The sequence below is a fragment of the Pedobacter sp. genome (genome assembly GCF_031119335.1).
In the GTDB taxonomy this organism is placed as follows: domain Bacteria; phylum Bacteroidota; class Bacteroidia; order Sphingobacteriales; family Sphingobacteriaceae; genus Pedobacter.
The window spans coordinates 12,673-28,211 of the sequence record NZ_JAVHXT010000018.1; the positions used below are offsets into that span (position 1 = coordinate 12,673).

Genomic DNA, 15,539 nt, shown 5'->3' on the forward strand with positions numbered 1-15,539 from the left:
TATGAGTGTAAATCAACCAGTATATACAGATAACGATCCGCAAAGCGAATTGGTAACCCTAAACTTAGGGCCTACGCATCCTGCAACACATGGTGTGTTCCAAAATGTTTTGCAAATGGATGGCGAGCGAATTGTAAGTGGTGTTTCTACCATTGGCTATATTCACAGAGCTTTTGAAAAGATTGCTGAGCACCGTCCATTCTATCAAATTACTCCATTAACCGACCGTTTAAACTACTGTTCGTCGCCTATCAATAATATGGGCTGGCACATGACAGTGGAGAAACTTTTAAATATCCAAATCCCCAAAAGGGTAGATTATTTAAGGGTGATCATTATGGAGCTTTCTCGTATTGCCGATCATATCATTTGTAATACCATCATTGCCCAAGATACCGGCGCAACAACTACTTTCCTTTATCTTTTCCAATACAGAGAACACATCTATGAGATTTTTGAGGAAATCTGCGGTGCTCGTTTAACAACTAATATTGGTCGTATTGGAGGTTTAGAAAGAGATTTTAATGAAGTAGCTTTTGCTAAAATCAATAAATTTCTAAAAGAGTTTCCTATTGCGTTAAAGGAGTTTGAAAGCTTGTTGAATCGTAATAGAATTTTTATTGATCGTACTAAAGGTGTGGCTGAAGTAACCGCAGAAAATGCATTAAGTTACAGCTGGACAGGACCTTTATTGCGTGCTACAGGTATTGATTATGATGTTCGAGTAAGCGAGCCATATTCGTCTTATCAAGATTTTGATTTTGAAGTTCCGGTAGGTACAAGTGGCGATGTTTTTGATCGCTATTTGGTACGTAACGAAGAAATGTGGCAAAGTGTGCGCATTATTGAGCAAGCTTTAGAAAAATTAAAATCAGAGCCAAAAGGGATATTCCACGCTGACGTTCCTGATTTTTACTTGCCAGGAAAAGAAGAAGTTTATAATAATATGGAAGCATTGATCTATCACTTTAAAATTGTGATGGGTGAAATTGATGCGCCAAAAGCAGAAGTTTACCACGCTGTAGAAGGTGGTAATGGTGAGCTTGGTTTCTATTTGATTAATGACGGGGGAAGAAGTCCTTATCGTTTGCACTTTAGAAGACCTAGTTTTATTAACTACCAAATGTACGCGAAAATGAGTGAAGGCATGCTGTTATCAGATGCCATCATTAACATGAGTAGTTTGAACATTATTGCAGGAGAATTAGATGCTTAAAGTAGAAGAAACACAGCCTGTAGAATTTTCATCAGCTTTGCTAGCTAAGTTTGATGAAATTATAAAACGCTATCCAGAAGGAAAGCAAAAATCAGCTTTGCTACCATTGTTACACTTGGTACAAGCAGAATTTGGATGGACGAGTGTACCAGCAATGGATAAAGTTGCGGAGTATTTAAACATTCAACCAATTGAAGTATATGAGGTGGCGAGTTTTTACACCATGTACTTTTTGCAACCAAAAGGAAAATATGTTTTGGAGGTTTGCCGTACTGGACCTTGTTGTTTAGTGGGTGCCGAAAAAATTATGGATCATCTAGAGAAAAAACTAGGTGTGAAGGAAGGCGAAGTAACTGAAGATGGCTTGTTTAGCTGGAGAGGTGTAGAGTGCTTAGCAGCGTGTGGTTTTGGTCCGGTTTTACAAATTGGCCCAGCATATACTTTCTACGAAAATTTAACCGAGCAATCGGTAGATCAATTAATTGACGATTTACGCAAAAAATAATGGCTCGTAAACTATTATTAGAACATATCAATGTGCCTGGCATCAATACGCTGGCGGTTTATCGTGAAAAAGGCGGTTACCGTGCGGTTGAAAAAGCATTGAAAACCTTAACTCCAGAAGAGATTGTAGAAGAGGTAAAGAAATCTGGATTGAGAGGTCGTGGTGGTGCAGGTTTCCCTACAGGCATGAAATGGAGCTTTTTGGCTAAGCCAGAAGGTGTGCCTCGTTATTTGGTTTGCAATGCAGACGAATCTGAACCAGGTACTTTTAAGGATAGATATTTAATGACACACATTCCTCATGCCTTAATTGAGGGAATGATTGTTTCTAGCTTTGCTTTGGGTGCAAATACTTCTTACATCTACGTAAGAGGTGAAATGATGCCGCAAATTAGAATATTAGAAAGAGCAATTGAAGAAGCGAAAGCTGCTGGCTTGTTAGGTAAAAATATCTTGGGAACAGGATATGACCTAGAACTTTATGTTCAACCAGGTGGTGGTGCTTATATCTGCGGTGAAGAAACTGCGCTTTTAGAATCGCTAGAAGGAAAAAGAGGAAATCCTCGTATTAAACCACCATTCCCAGCTATTGCGGGTTTGTATGGTTGTCCAACGGTTGTTAACAACGTAGAATCTATTGCAGCTGTAGTTCCAATTATCAATGATGGTGGTGATGAATACGCTAAAATCGGTATTGGAAGAAGTACAGGAACGAAATTAATATCAGCTTCTGGCAACTTGGTAAAACCAGGAGTTTACGAAATAGAATTAGGCTTACCGGTTGAAGAATTTATCTACTCTGATGAATACTGTGGTGGTATCGCCAATGGCAAAAGACTAAAAGCAACTGTTGCTGGAGGTTCATCGGTGCCAATTCTGCCTGCTAACTTAACCTTAAAATATGCTAATGGCGAGCCTCGTTTAATGAGTTACGAGTCGTTATCTGAAGGTGGTTTTGCTACAGGTACCATGTTGGGTTCAGGTGGTTTCATCGCTTTTGATGAAGATCAGTGTATCGTTCGCAACACTTGGAATTTCTCTCGTTTCTATCACCATGAAAGTTGCGGACAGTGTTCGCCTTGTAGAGAAGGAACGGGTTGGATGGAGAAAATCCTTCACAAAATTGAACACGGACATGGTTCGATGGAAGACATCGATCTTTTATGGGATGTACAACGTAAAATTGAAGGAAACACCATTTGTCCGCTAGGTGATGCGGCAGCTTGGCCGGTAGCTAGTGCAATCAGACATTTCAGAGATGAGTTTGAGTGGCATGTGAAAGAGCCTATGAAGAGCCAAAGCACCAATTACGGTTTAGCGAATTATGCTAATCCAATCGAAAAGAAAGAAGAAGTTAAACAGGAAAACCTTTAACCATGAGTGATTTAGTTAAAGTAACCATAGATGGAATAACAGTAGAGGTAGAAAATGGCACCACCATTTTAAATGCTGCCCGCCAAATTGGAGGAGACATTGTGCCTCCTGCAATGTGCTATTATTCTAAATTGAAGGGTAGTGGAGGTAAATGTCGTACCTGCATTGTGAAAGTGAGCAAAGGTTCTGAAAAAGATCCTCGACCGATGCCGAAATTAGTAGCCTCTTGCCGTACTACAGTAATGGATGGCATGGAAGTACTTAACATTACTTCTCCAGAAGTTTTGGAAGCTCGTGCTGGTGTTGTAGAGATTTTGTTGATTAACCACCCCTTAGATTGCCCTGTTTGTGACCAAGCTGGTGAGTGTGATTTGCAGAATTTAGGTTATGAGCACGGTTTACAAAAAACAAGATACGAGTTCGAGCGTAGAACGTTTGATAGAATTGATATTGGTGATAAGATCCAGTTGCATATGAACCGTTGCATTTTGTGCTACCGTTGTGTGTTTACTGCTGATCAAATCACAAACAAACGTGTTCACGGTATCTTAAATCGTGGAGATCATTCAGAAATCTCAACTTATATCCAAACAGCGGTTGATAACGATTTTTCAGGAAACGTAATTGATGTTTGTCCAGTTGGAGCTTTAACCGATAGAACTTTCCGTTTCAAAAACCGTGTTTGGTTTACAAAACCCGTGGATGCACATAGAAACTGCTCACACGAAAAATGCAATGGCAAAGTAACGTTGTGGTACAAAGGAGAGGATGTTTTACGTGTTACAGCAAGAAAAGATCAGTTTGGTGAAGTAGAAGAATTTATCTGTAACGAGTGTCGTTTCGATAAGAAGAAAACTTCAGATTGGACTTTAGAACATCCAACACACATCTCTGATACTTCGGTGATTGCATCAAATCATTACGAAACATTTAAGCCACTTCCTGTAATTAAGGAAAACCTGGCTTTACAAGAAGCAAATCAACGCGAATTAGAAAAAACCTTTAAAATCTAATGGAAATCGATTTCGTCATAGAGAAATTTATATTGGTTACTGCCATATTTGCGATTAGTTTGCTAATTGCAATGTATTCTACCTACGCTGAGCGTAAGGTGGCAGCTTTTTTACAAGATAGGCTTGGTCCAGATAGAGCTGGTCCTTTTGGTATTTTACAGCCTTTGGCCGATGGTGTAAAGATGTTCATGAAAGAGGAAGTTATTCCGGCAAATGCCAATAAATGGTTATTCATGTTTGGTCCTGGTTTAGCAATGCTTTGTGCTTGTATTGGTACAGCGGTTATTCCCTGGGGACAAGACATGATGATAGGGGATAGACTGGTAAAATTACAAGTGGCCGATATTAACGTTGGCTTACTTTATATTTTCGGTGTTATTGCTTTAGGTGTTTACGGTGTGATGATTGGTGGTTGGGCATCTAACAATAAGTATTCGTTGTTAAGTGCTATCCGTGCGGCGTCGCAAAATATCAGCTACGAAATTGCGATGGGTTTATCTATCATCGCTTTGCTATTGGTTACCAATTCGCTTAGTCTAAGAGAAATTGTAGCACAACAACACGGTTGGCATTGGAATGTGCTTTATCAGCCGCTAGGCTTTATCATTTTTATGGTATGTGCTTTTGCAGAAACTAACCGTGCACCATTCGATTTGCCTGAGTGTGAAGCCGAGCTAAACGGTGGATATACCATTGAATATTCGTCAATGAAATTGGGTTTCTACCTTTTCGCTGAGTATATCAACATGTTTGTGTCATCAACAATCATGGCGGCTTTATATTTTGGAGGTTACAATTATCCAGGGATGGATTACATGGCTGAGTTGCTAGGACCAACTTGGGCTCCACTTTTCGGTACTTTAATCTTCTTCCTAAAAATATTTGGATTCATCTTCTTCTTCATGTGGGTACGTTGGACCATCCCTCGTTTCCGTTACGATCAGTTGATGAATTTAGGATGGAAAGGTTTAATCCCTTTAGCTATCGCGAACATCATTATCACAGGTATCGTTATCGCTATCGTAAACAAATTTTAAGAGAGACATGGAATCATTAAGCAATAAGAAAAAAGTATTGGTTTCCAAGCCGCTTAATTTGGCAGAGAGACTGTATCTGCCTGCTATTGCAAGTGGCATGGCAACTACTATTGGTCACTTTTTTAAGAAACCAGCAACGATTAAATATCCAGAGCAAGTGCGTGAATTCTCTATCAACTGGAGAGGAATGCACTCGTTGAAAAGAGACGAGCAAGGTAGAGAGCGTTGTACTGCATGTGGTTTGTGTGCATTGTCTTGTCCGGCAGAAGCAATTACCATGATTGCTGCCGAACGTAAGAACGACGAGAAGCATTTGTATCGTGAAGAGAAATACGCATCGGTTTACGAAATCAACATGTTGCGTTGCATTTTCTGCGGTTTATGTGAGGAGGCTTGCCCTAAAGAGGCGATTTACTTAGATGGACCAATTGTGCCAGCAGATTATTTACGTAAAGATTTTATTTACGGTAAAGATAAATTGGTAGAAGCTCCTTTAGAGGTAAAATAGTTTGTCATTCTGAGCGCAGCGAAGAATCTCTATCAAAACAGATGCTTCCTTCGTCAGCATGACAGTTGAACAAATAACAACTAAATAAAAATTAATGGGTACATCAGTATTCTATTTCGTAGCAACACTAAGCGTAATTTGTGCGCTAATGGTGGTTTTTGCAAAAAATCCAATCCATAGTGTGCTATACTTAATTCTAACGTTCTTTACGTTTACAGTTCACTATGTGCTTTTAAACGCACAATTCTTAGCGGTAGTTAACTTCATCGTTTACATGGGAGCCATCATGGTACTTTTCCTTTTTGTACTGATGTTGCTTAACCTCAATAAAGAAAGTGAACCCAATAAATCGGTTTTCCTGAAAATTATTGGTGTAATTGCTGGCGGATGTTTAGCTGTAACCCTAATTGGGTCTTTAAAATCAGTAGCAATTACTAGTCCTTTGGTATTGAAAAACCCAAGTTTAGGTTTAGTAGAAAGCTTAGGTAAAGAGTTATTCGGTCCGTTTATGTTACCATTCGAGTTATCGTCATTACTATTGTTAAGTGCAATGGTTGGTGCGGTACTTTTAACCAAGAGGGAGGAAAAAACTAATGGGTAGTTTATTCGAAAATATGCAAGCTGTGCCATTGAACCATTATATTTGGTTCTGCGCACTTATTTTCACCATTGGTGTTATTGGTGTGTTGGTACGTAGAAATGCCATCATCATTTTCATGTCGGTAGAGTTGATGTTGAATGCAGTTAACTTGCTTTTAGCAGCATTCTCGGTTCATCACAATGATCCATCGGGACAAGTATTTGTGTTTTTCATTATGGCTTTGGCTGCTGCAGAGGTTGCAGTTGGTTTAAGTATCATTGTGATGGTTTACCGTAACACACAATCAGTAGATATTAATGTATTAAATCGCCTTAAGTGGTAATTCTAATAAAATAAAATGATTACAAGTTTACTTTGGTTAATTCCAGTTCTTCCGCTTTTAGGCTTCGTGATTAACGGTTTAGGCCGTAATACATTGAGCAAAGGTGCCGTTGGTTTCATCGGCAGCGGAGTGGTTTTAGCTTCATTTATCCTAAGCGTTTGTTTTTTCTTCGAATTAAATTCAAGTGTAGAAAAACAGTTTACCGTTAATTTCTTCGATTGGATTAGTGTTGGAGATCTAAAAATTCCTTTGTCGTTTTTATACGATCCATTGAGTGCAATTATGCTCTTGATCATCACTGGAATTGGCTTTTTAATCCACATCTACTCTACAGGCTATATGCACGAAGATGCTGGCTTTGGAAAGTTCTTCGCCTACTTAAACCTATTTATCTTCTTCATGTTGATTTTGGTTTTAGGATCAAACTACATCGTAATGTTTATTGGATGGGAAGGCGTAGGTTTATGTTCATACCTATTAATCGGTTTCTGGTTTACCAACAGCAGTTATGCAAGTGCAGCTAAAAAAGCATTTGTAATGAATCGTATTGGCGATTTAGGTTTCCTTTTAGGTGTGTTCTTAATGTTCCAAGTTTTTGGAAGTTTAGAGTTTGCAAAAGTATTCCCTCAAGCAGCTAACATGTTGCCAGGAAATGATACGATAACCATCATCGCGATATTGTTATTTATTGGTGCTTGTGGTAAATCTGCACAATTGCCTTTGTTTACTTGGTTGCCAGATGCAATGGCTGGACCAACTCCAGTTTCAGCGTTAATCCACGCAGCAACGATGGTAACTGCAGGTATCTACATGATTGCTCGTTCTAGCGTAGTGTTCGACTTGGCGCCAATTGCACAAAATATTATTGCTATTGTAGGTGCAGCGACTGCTTTGGTTGCGGCTTTAATTGCCTTAACACAAACAGACATCAAAAAAGTATTGGCTTATTCAACCGTATCTCAATTGGGATATATGTTTTTAGGCTTGGGCGTTGGTGCTTATACAGGTTCATTCTTCCACGTATTAACTCACGCATTCTTCAAAGCTTTGTTATTCTTAGGTGCTGGTGCGGTAATTCACTCTTTACACCACGAGCAAGATATGCGCCACATGGGTGGATTGAAAGTTAAGTTGAAAACTACTTTCGCAACCATGATGGTGGGTACCATTGCCATTGCGGGTTTACCTCCATTCTCTGGTTTCTTTTCAAAGGACGAAATTTTAGCCCATACTTATCAATTCAGTCCGGTACTTTGGGGCGTAGGTGTGTTGACAGCATTTTTAACTGCTTTCTATATGTTCCGTATGATGTTTTTGACTTTCTACGGGAAATTCAGGGGTTCTCACCATACAGAAGAACACATTCACGAATCACCAAAAGCTATGACTATTCCATTGGTGGTACTGGCAATTTTGGCTGCTGTTGGTGGTTTATTAAATATACCTCATGTATTCGGTGGAAACGAGTGGTTAGCACATTGGTTAACGGGAGCGAAGGTTACTCAGAACCATTTGGAGCTAGACCACACTACAGAATTTACTTTGATGACCGTTTCGGTATTGGCTGCAATTGTTGCAATACTTTTAGCTTACAGCAAATACGTTAAAAAGGCAGATATTCCGGTAGCGGATGAAGCACCTCGTACTGCTTTAGAAAAATTATCGTACAACAAATTCTATTTAGATGAGATTTACGATACCATTATTAGAAAACCTTTAGATGCATTCTCTAACTTCTTCTATAAAATCATCGATAACAAAGTAATTGATGGTTTGGTAAACGGTTTAGGCTGGACTGCCAATGAAGGGAGCAAGAGTTTACGATTATTGCAGTCGGGTAACGTTGGTTACTACATCATTATGATGGTTGTTGGTGTTGTGGCACTGTTGCTTTACACTTATTTGTCTATCGCTTAAAACTAGTTCAAATATCATAAATGGAACTTTTAATACTCATATTTCTACCCTTAGTTGGCGCAATTGCCACCGCTTTATTTGCCAAGCAAAACACAGCTAAGGTAGCAGCACTAGCTTTTTCACTTTTCTCATTGGCTATTGCCATTGGCGTATTGTGTAAATTTACTCCAGATGCAAGCACGCAGTTTGTTGTTAATTTCCCTTGGATTGAACAATTAGGCATTAACTTCCATGCAGGAATTGATGGAATTAGCATGATTACCGTTTTGCTAACGAATGTTTTAATGCCGTTAATTATTCTGGCTAGCTTTAAACATGAATATAAAAATGCGAATGCTTTTTATGCACTAGTATTATTTATGCAGACTGGTTTGTTATTGGTATTTACGGCTTTAGATGCTTTCTTGTTTTACATTGGATGGGAAGCTGCTTTAATTCCAATTTACTTTATTTGTGCTACTTGGGGAGGTAAAGACCGCATCAAGGTTAACATGAAGTTTTTCGTATACACCATTGCAGGTTCTCTATTCATGCTTTTGGGTATCATTTACTTATATCTACAAAACCCAGCTAACAATTTCGAGCTAGCTGAATTTTATAAAATTGAATTGGACGCTACACACCAAGGCTGGATTTTCTGGGCTTTCTTTATCGCTTTTGCTATTAAGATGCCAATTTTCCCATTCCACACTTGGCAGCCAGATACTTATACCACAGCACCAACGCCAGGAACAATGTTGTTATCAGGTATCATGTTAAAAATGGGTATTTACGGTGTCATCAGATGGTTGTTGCCAATTGTGCCTCAAGGTGTTCAAGACTGGAGTTGTTTAGTAATGATTTTGGCAATTATCGGCGTGGTTTATGCCGCTATCATTGCTTTCATGCAGAAAGATGCTAAACGTTTGGTTGCTTATTCATCAATCAGCCACGTTGGTTTAATTGCAGCAGGTATTTTCACTTTAAGTCACCAAGGCTTACAAGGTAGCATGATACAGATGTTAAGTCACGGTATCAATGTTATCGGTTTGTTTTTCGTATTGGATATCATTAACTCTCGTTTAGCAACTAACAAAGTTGATGAATTGGGTGGTTTAGCTAAAGGGGCCCCACAATTAGCAATCACTTTCTTAATCATCCTTTTAGGTACAGTAGCTTTACCAGGAACTAATGGATTTATTGGAGAGTTTTTATTGCTGATGAGCGTTTATAACTATAACGCTTGGTTAGGTGCAGTAGCAGGTTTAACCATCATCTTCGGAGCGGTTTATATGTTCAGAAGCTATCAAAAAATTATGCTAGGCGAAACGAATGCGCTTACCGCTAGCTTTAAAGATATCAACGGAACGGAGAAAGTAGTATTGTACACTATCTGTGCATTGATCATTGCAATTGGGGTTTATCCAAAACCATTGATGCAGATTTCAGACGCTTCGGTACAACACTTATTGGAACAGATTAATCATAAATTAACAGGGATTAACTAAGCATGAATATCATTATCACCATTGCCGTAACGGCATTAGTAGTACTTTATACAGGTTTATTTAAAGCTAAAAAAGCTTTGTTGCCTATCACCTTGCTTGGTCTTTTGGTTGCTTTAGGCTTCACTGTTTGCTCTTGGGATCAACCAACGGTTCACTTCCAAATGATGCAGATAGATAACTTTGCATTAGCTTTTGCAGCAATTTCTATTATAGGAACATTCTTAATTTTCCTTTTAACACAGCGCTATTTTGCTGAAAACAGCCCTAACACAGCAGAATATTTCACGTTGATACTTTTTGCTTTGTGCGGTATCATCATCATGGTTTCTTACAAGAACCTTTCTATGCTGTTTGTGGGTTTAGAAATCATGTCGGTATGTCTATATATCTTGGCGGGTATCAGAAAGCAAAATTTTGCCTCAAACGAAGCATCGTTGAAATACTTTTTAATGGGTGCTTTTTCAACAGGTTTCTTGTTGTTTGGTATCGCTTTAGTTTATGGCGCTACTGGCTCGTTTGATATCGATGTAATTCAGACCAATTTGGTAAATAACGTTACTAATGTATCGCCTTTATTTTATCCAGGTATTATTTTAATGATGGTAGGCTTGTGCTTTAAAGTTGGTGCGGCTCCTTTCCACTTCTGGACACCAGATGTGTACGAAGGCTCTCCTTCATTAATCACTGCTTTCATGTCTACGGTGGTTAAAACTGCAGGTTTTGCAGCTTTCTTAAGATTGTTTGCGGGTGCTTTTGAGCCACTACACGATTTCTGGATGCCAGCATTATTGGTAATTGTTATCATCACACTTTGCGTAGGGAATATTACAGCCTTGTTCCAAAGGAACTTCAAGAGGATGTTGGCTTACTCAAGTATTTCTCACGCAGGTTATCTGTTGTTCTCACTAATCGTATTAACAGCAAATTCTGCAAGTAATGTATTGGTTTATGCAGCGGCTTATACTTTTGCAAGTATTGTTGCGTTTGCAGTATTGATCAACGTAAAGCAGAAAACAGGTAGCGATGATATCGAAGCTTTTGATGGTTTAGCAAAACGTAATCCACTAGCTGCATTGGCTTTAACCATTGCTATGCTTTCATTGGCAGGTATTCCGCTAACAGCAGGTTTTATTGGTAAATATGTGATGTTTCTGAACGTTTTAGAAAACTATCAAGTTATTTTAGTAGTAATTGCTATCCTAAATGCTTTGATTGGCTTCTATTATTACTTCAGAGTAATTATAGCCGTTTACTTTAAGGAAGGTAAAGAAGTAGAGTTAGATACACCTATGCAGTACAAAGTGGTGCTGGTTGTTTCAACAATAGTGATCTTAGTTTTAGGTATTTATCCTTCGCTTATTTTAAACTTGATATAGCATAGCGATATAGAATTTTATTTGTAGTTTTACGAATAATCGGAACTATGCAACAATTCTGGAATCATCTACAACATCTCATAGATCCTGAGAAACTGCTGCACCAAGGCGGTTTCTATCTTGTTGTGTTCGTGATTTTCGCAGAGACCGGGCTGTTTTTCGGTTTCTTTTTACCTGGAGATTATCTACTCTTTTTGGCAGGAATGTTTGTTGCAACTGGTAAGCTAGATGTAAATATTTATGTATTAGTTTTCTCTTTGATCGTTGCCGCTATCTCTGGAAATTTCACAGGCTATTGGTTTGGAAGAAAAACAGGGCCAGTATTACATACCAGAAAAGATACTTTCTTCTTCAAGAAAAAATTCCTTAAAACCGCAGAAGAATATTATCGTAAGCAAGGTGCTTTTGCCTTAATCATGGGAAGGTTTGTGCCAATAGTAAGAACCTTTGCGCCAATTGTAGCTGGAATTATCAGAATGGATTTTAAGAAGTTTGTACTCTATAACGTTTCGGGTGCACTTTTATGGATTTGTTCCTTAACTTTGCTGGGCTATTTTTTAGGTAAAAGTTTTGCCAAACAGATTGAAGAATATTTGGGTTATATCATTTTTGGATTTATTGCAATAACAACTATCCCATTAGTGATTACCTTTGTAAAGAATAAAATAAAAAACAAGAATAATTTAGAAGAAACAGAGTTTCAAAAGAAAGATGATTAAAGAGGAAACCCATCCGTGGCACAGCGTATCTCCTGGTGAAAATTTACCAGAAACAGTAAATGCAATTATAGAAATCCCAAAAGGATCAAAAGCGAAATACGAAATAGATAAAGATTCTAACCTAATTAAGTTAGACAGAGTATTGTTCTCATCAGTAATGTATCCAGCAAACTATGGCTTTATTCCACAAACTTATTGTGATGATAAAGATCCATTGGATATATTGGTATTGTGTTCGGTAGATGTATATCCAATGACTATTATCGAAGCTAAAGTTATTGGTGTAATGCACATGATTGACAATGGGGAGCAAGATGATAAAATTATCGCGGTAGCTAAAAACGACCCATCAGTTAATTACATTAACGATTTGGCCGAGTTACCTCCACACACCATGAAAGAAATTGTAAAGTTCTTTCAAGATTATAAAGCGTTAGAGAATAAACAAGTTACCATTGAGCATCTTTTAGGCGTTAGATATGCCCACAAGGTGATTAATGAGAGCATTGAGCTCTATAATAATACATTTAGATAATTCTTAATGATTTACTCCGTCGGTACGCCCCTAGTGGCACTATTAAATGCATATTTTCCAACATCGGTATTGGCAGTGGTTACTCCTGCTGATAGCGATGGAGGATCGATTGGACTACGCGTTTTATTCGCGTTGTTTTTGGTGTTTTTGAACGGCTTCTTTGTCGCCGCCGAATTTGCAATTGTAAAGGTTAGAGCTTCCCAAATAGAAGTGAAGGCTAAATCAGGTAGCAGAATTGGTAAAATGGCAAAAAACATCGTTCATCATTTAGATGGCTATTTGGCGGCCACACAGTTAGGTATTACACTAGCTTCGCTAGGTTTGGGTTGGGTAGGTGAAGGTGTAATGCACACCATCTTTCTAAACATGTTTAATAGCTTCGGTATCGAAGTTAGCGATGCGGCTTTACATACAGCTGCCACAGTAGTTGCGTTTTCGGTTATTACGATTATGCACATCGTTTTTGGTGAGTTAGCGCCAAAATCATTAGCTATACAAAGGCCGGTTGCCACGACACTTTTTATTGCAGCTCCTTTGCAGGGCTTTTATATTCTGTTTAGGCCCTTTATTTGGGCATTGAACGGTTTAGCTGCCATTATTTTGAGACCTTTTGGGATAGATACCAGTGCTGGGCACGAATCTATCCATAGTAACGAGGAACTGCAATATATCTTAGACCAAGGAAAGGAAAGCGGCGCTTTAGAAGATAATGAACACGAATTGATTAAAAACGTATTTGATTTTAATGAGCGTGTAGTGAAGAATATCATGGTGCCACGTACCAAAATTTCGGGAATTGAAAAGAGCGCTCCTAAAAATGAAGTGGTAGAAAAAATCATTTCTGAAGGATATTCTAGAATGCCGGTGTATGATGAAATCATTGATAAGATTATCGGAATTATCCATGCTAAAGACGTACTTCCATTGTTAGCCAGTCAGAAAGATTGGACACTGGCAGATATCATCAGAAAACCCTATTTCGTTCCTGAAACAAAGAAAATCAATGATTTGTTAAGTGAACTGCAACAAAAGCGCATTCAAATTGCTATTGTTTTAGATGAGTTTGGTGGCACCGCAGGTATGGTTACACTAGAAGATATTGTAGAGGAAATTGTAGGTGAAATACAGGACGAGTACGATGAGGAAAAACCTATTGTTGAGAAAGTAACAGATACAGAGTTTATTGTAAATGCATACGCTACCGTTTATGATGTAAATGAGTATTTGCCACACGATTTGCCAGAAGATGAAGATTTTGATACCGTAGGGGGCTTAGTGTCCCATGCTTTCGGTAAAATTCCTGAAGTTGGCGATAATGAAGAATGTTATGGATATCTGTTCACCATCCTTAAAAAAACAGAGCAAAATATTGAAACCGTAAAGCTTGAAATTTTAATTAATAAGAGCGATATGGTCGACTTGCACTAGACGCCCCTCTAAATCTCCCCAAAGGGGAGACTTTTTTAGAAGTCTATAGATATTTTGTGCTCTTGGTTACTTTATTTTTACTATGTACTTATTCTATACTCCAGATATTACTTCAAATAGTTATACCTTAAATGAAGAGGAGAGTAACCATTGTAATAAGGTACTTCGCTTAAAGCAAGGTGACAAGGTGCATTTGATAGATGGTGTAGGAGGATTATATACGGCAGAAATTTCCGAAGTAACCAAAAAAGCTGTTCATTTAATCGTTATTGAAAAGCAAAGCGAATTTGGTAAACGTAACCACCACCTTCATATTGCTATTGCGCCTACGAAGAATAACGATAGGCTAGAGTGGTTCCTCGAAAAAGCAACCGAAATAGGAATTGACGAGATTACACCAATCATTTGCGAACGCTCGGAGCGAAAAATCGTTAAAGAAGAACGTTTGGAAAAGGTAGTTACTTCGGCGGTTAAACAATCGTTAACGGCGTATCATCCAAAAATAAACACAGCCATTTCTTTTAAAGATTTCATTAAACAGAGCAAAGCAGATGATAAGCTGATTGCACATTGTATTGATGAAGACGACAGAAAGGCAATTTCACAGCTCATCAAACCTCATCAACGATATTTAATTTTAATAGGTCCCGAAGGCGATTTTACTCCCAAAGAAATTGAACTTGCTTTGCAAAACGGATTTAAACCAGTAACTTTAGGCAACACCCGCCTACGTACAGAAACTGCTGGTTTGGCGGCTTGTTTTGAAGTTAATTATACCAATAGAGATTAAGTTGTCAGTTATCAGTTATCATTTGTCTGTTTTCAGGACTTTGGTCTTTAGGCCTTGGTGTTTGGTCTTTAGTCTTTTTGCTTTAGTCTTGCTCCTCTCTGCTTTTACCTGCCCGCCAACCTACAAGATGGGTAAACTGAAATATGCCGGTGGTGGCGATTGGTATGCCAACAGAACTGCTTTACCCAACCTTATCGCTTTTTGCAATAAAAATATTTCTACCAACTTTGCCGCAGATGAAGGTATCGTTGATGTGGGCAGTGCCGAGTTGTTCAATTATCCATTTGTGTATATGACTGGCCACGGAAATGTGACTTTTAATACGCAGGAAACGGCCAATCTTAGAAAGTATCTAATTGGCGGAGGCTTTCTTCATATCGATGATAATTATGGCTTAGATAAGTTCATTCGTCCGCAAATGAAGAAGGTATTTCCCGAGTTGGATTTTGTAGAATTGCCAGCTAACCATAAAATCTACCATCAAAAATTTAAGTTTGCTAACGGCTTACCAAAAATCCACGAACATGATAATAAACGTCCGCAGGGTTTTGCGTTAGTTTACAAAGGAAAGGTAGTTTGTTATTATTCGTATGAAACGGATTTGGGCAATGGCTGGGAAGATTATGGCACTTACCCTTCCGATACGCAAGAAAGTAGAACTAGTGCGCTTAAAATGGGTGCAAACCTAGTGCAGTATGCGCTAACCAATTAA

16 protein-coding genes are annotated in these 15,539 nt (G+C 38.4%); all 16 read left to right on the forward strand.

All coding sequences use genetic code 11. The features are described 5' to 3' along the window. The first annotated feature begins 1 nt into the window (after position 1). Positions 2–1,216: an NADH-quinone oxidoreductase subunit D gene (locus REI64_RS16200; protein ID WP_308851188.1), complete on the forward strand. Its 1,215-nt coding sequence runs from the start codon at positions 2–4 to the stop codon at positions 1,214–1,216. Then, a complete protein-coding gene (locus tag REI64_RS16205; protein ID WP_308851189.1) occupies positions 1,209–1,721 on the forward strand; it encodes an NAD(P)H-dependent oxidoreductase subunit E in 513 nt (170 codons plus the stop codon). The genes REI64_RS16200 and REI64_RS16205 overlap by 8 nt, the downstream gene beginning before the upstream one ends. After that, positions 1,721–3,094: an NADH-quinone oxidoreductase subunit NuoF gene (gene nuoF, locus REI64_RS16210; protein ID WP_308851190.1), complete on the forward strand. Its 1,374-nt coding sequence runs from the start codon at positions 1,721–1,723 to the stop codon at positions 3,092–3,094. Before REI64_RS16205 ends, nuoF begins: the two co-directional genes overlap by 1 nt. Positions 3,095–3,096: 2 nt before the next feature. Continuing rightward, positions 3,097–4,107 (forward strand): 2Fe-2S iron-sulfur cluster-binding protein, encoded by a 1,011-nt coding sequence (locus REI64_RS16215; RefSeq protein ID WP_308851191.1) that lies wholly within the window; start codon positions 3,097–3,099, stop codon positions 4,105–4,107. Beyond that, positions 4,107–5,144 (forward strand): NADH-quinone oxidoreductase subunit NuoH, encoded by a 1,038-nt coding sequence (nuoH, locus tag REI64_RS16220; RefSeq protein WP_308851192.1) that lies wholly within the window; start codon positions 4,107–4,109, stop codon positions 5,142–5,144. Before REI64_RS16215 ends, nuoH begins: the two co-directional genes overlap by 1 nt. Before the next feature lie 7 nt (positions 5,145–5,151). After that, on the forward strand, positions 5,152–5,652 hold the full coding sequence (locus REI64_RS16225) for an NADH-quinone oxidoreductase subunit I (protein WP_308851193.1): 501 nt from the start codon (positions 5,152–5,154) through the stop codon (positions 5,650–5,652). A 94-nt stretch (positions 5,653–5,746) separates the two neighbouring features. Next, positions 5,747–6,253 (forward strand): NADH-quinone oxidoreductase subunit J, encoded by a 507-nt coding sequence (locus tag REI64_RS16230; RefSeq protein ID WP_308851194.1) that lies wholly within the window; start codon positions 5,747–5,749, stop codon positions 6,251–6,253. Next, a complete protein-coding gene (gene nuoK, locus REI64_RS16235; RefSeq protein ID WP_308851195.1) occupies positions 6,246–6,575 on the forward strand; it encodes an NADH-quinone oxidoreductase subunit NuoK in 330 nt (109 codons plus the stop codon). The genes REI64_RS16230 and nuoK overlap by 8 nt, the downstream gene beginning before the upstream one ends. A gap of 18 nt (positions 6,576–6,593) precedes the next feature. Next, the gene (gene nuoL / locus REI64_RS16240) at positions 6,594–8,492 is read left to right on the forward strand and encodes an NADH-quinone oxidoreductase subunit L (RefSeq protein ID WP_308851259.1); all 1,899 of its coding nucleotides are present in this window, start codon (positions 6,594–6,596) and stop codon (positions 8,490–8,492) included. 20 nt (positions 8,493–8,512) lie between these two features. Next, positions 8,513–9,979 (forward strand): NADH-quinone oxidoreductase subunit M, encoded by a 1,467-nt coding sequence (locus tag REI64_RS16245; RefSeq protein WP_308851196.1) that lies wholly within the window; start codon positions 8,513–8,515, stop codon positions 9,977–9,979. A 2-nt stretch (positions 9,980–9,981) separates the two neighbouring features. Beyond that, entirely contained in the window at positions 9,982–11,355 is a 1,374-nt protein-coding gene (locus tag REI64_RS16250; RefSeq protein WP_308851197.1) for an NADH-quinone oxidoreductase subunit N, read from the forward strand. A gap of 47 nt (positions 11,356–11,402) precedes the next feature. Further along, on the forward strand, positions 11,403–12,074 hold the full coding sequence (locus REI64_RS16255) for a VTT domain-containing protein (RefSeq protein WP_308851198.1): 672 nt from the start codon (positions 11,403–11,405) through the stop codon (positions 12,072–12,074). Further along, the gene (locus REI64_RS16260) at positions 12,067–12,609 is read left to right on the forward strand and encodes an inorganic diphosphatase (RefSeq protein ID WP_308851199.1); all 543 of its coding nucleotides are present in this window, start codon (positions 12,067–12,069) and stop codon (positions 12,607–12,609) included. Before REI64_RS16255 ends, REI64_RS16260 begins: the two co-directional genes overlap by 8 nt. A 6-nt stretch (positions 12,610–12,615) precedes the next feature. Beyond that, positions 12,616–14,037 (forward strand): hemolysin family protein, encoded by a 1,422-nt coding sequence (locus tag REI64_RS16265; protein ID WP_308851200.1) that lies wholly within the window; start codon positions 12,616–12,618, stop codon positions 14,035–14,037. A gap of 82 nt (positions 14,038–14,119) precedes the next feature. After that, entirely contained in the window at positions 14,120–14,827 is a 708-nt protein-coding gene (locus REI64_RS16270; protein ID WP_308851201.1) for a 16S rRNA (uracil(1498)-N(3))-methyltransferase, read from the forward strand. Between the two features lie 127 nt (positions 14,828–14,954). Continuing rightward, entirely contained in the window at positions 14,955–15,539 is a 585-nt protein-coding gene (locus REI64_RS16275; RefSeq protein ID WP_308851202.1) for a DUF4159 domain-containing protein, read from the forward strand.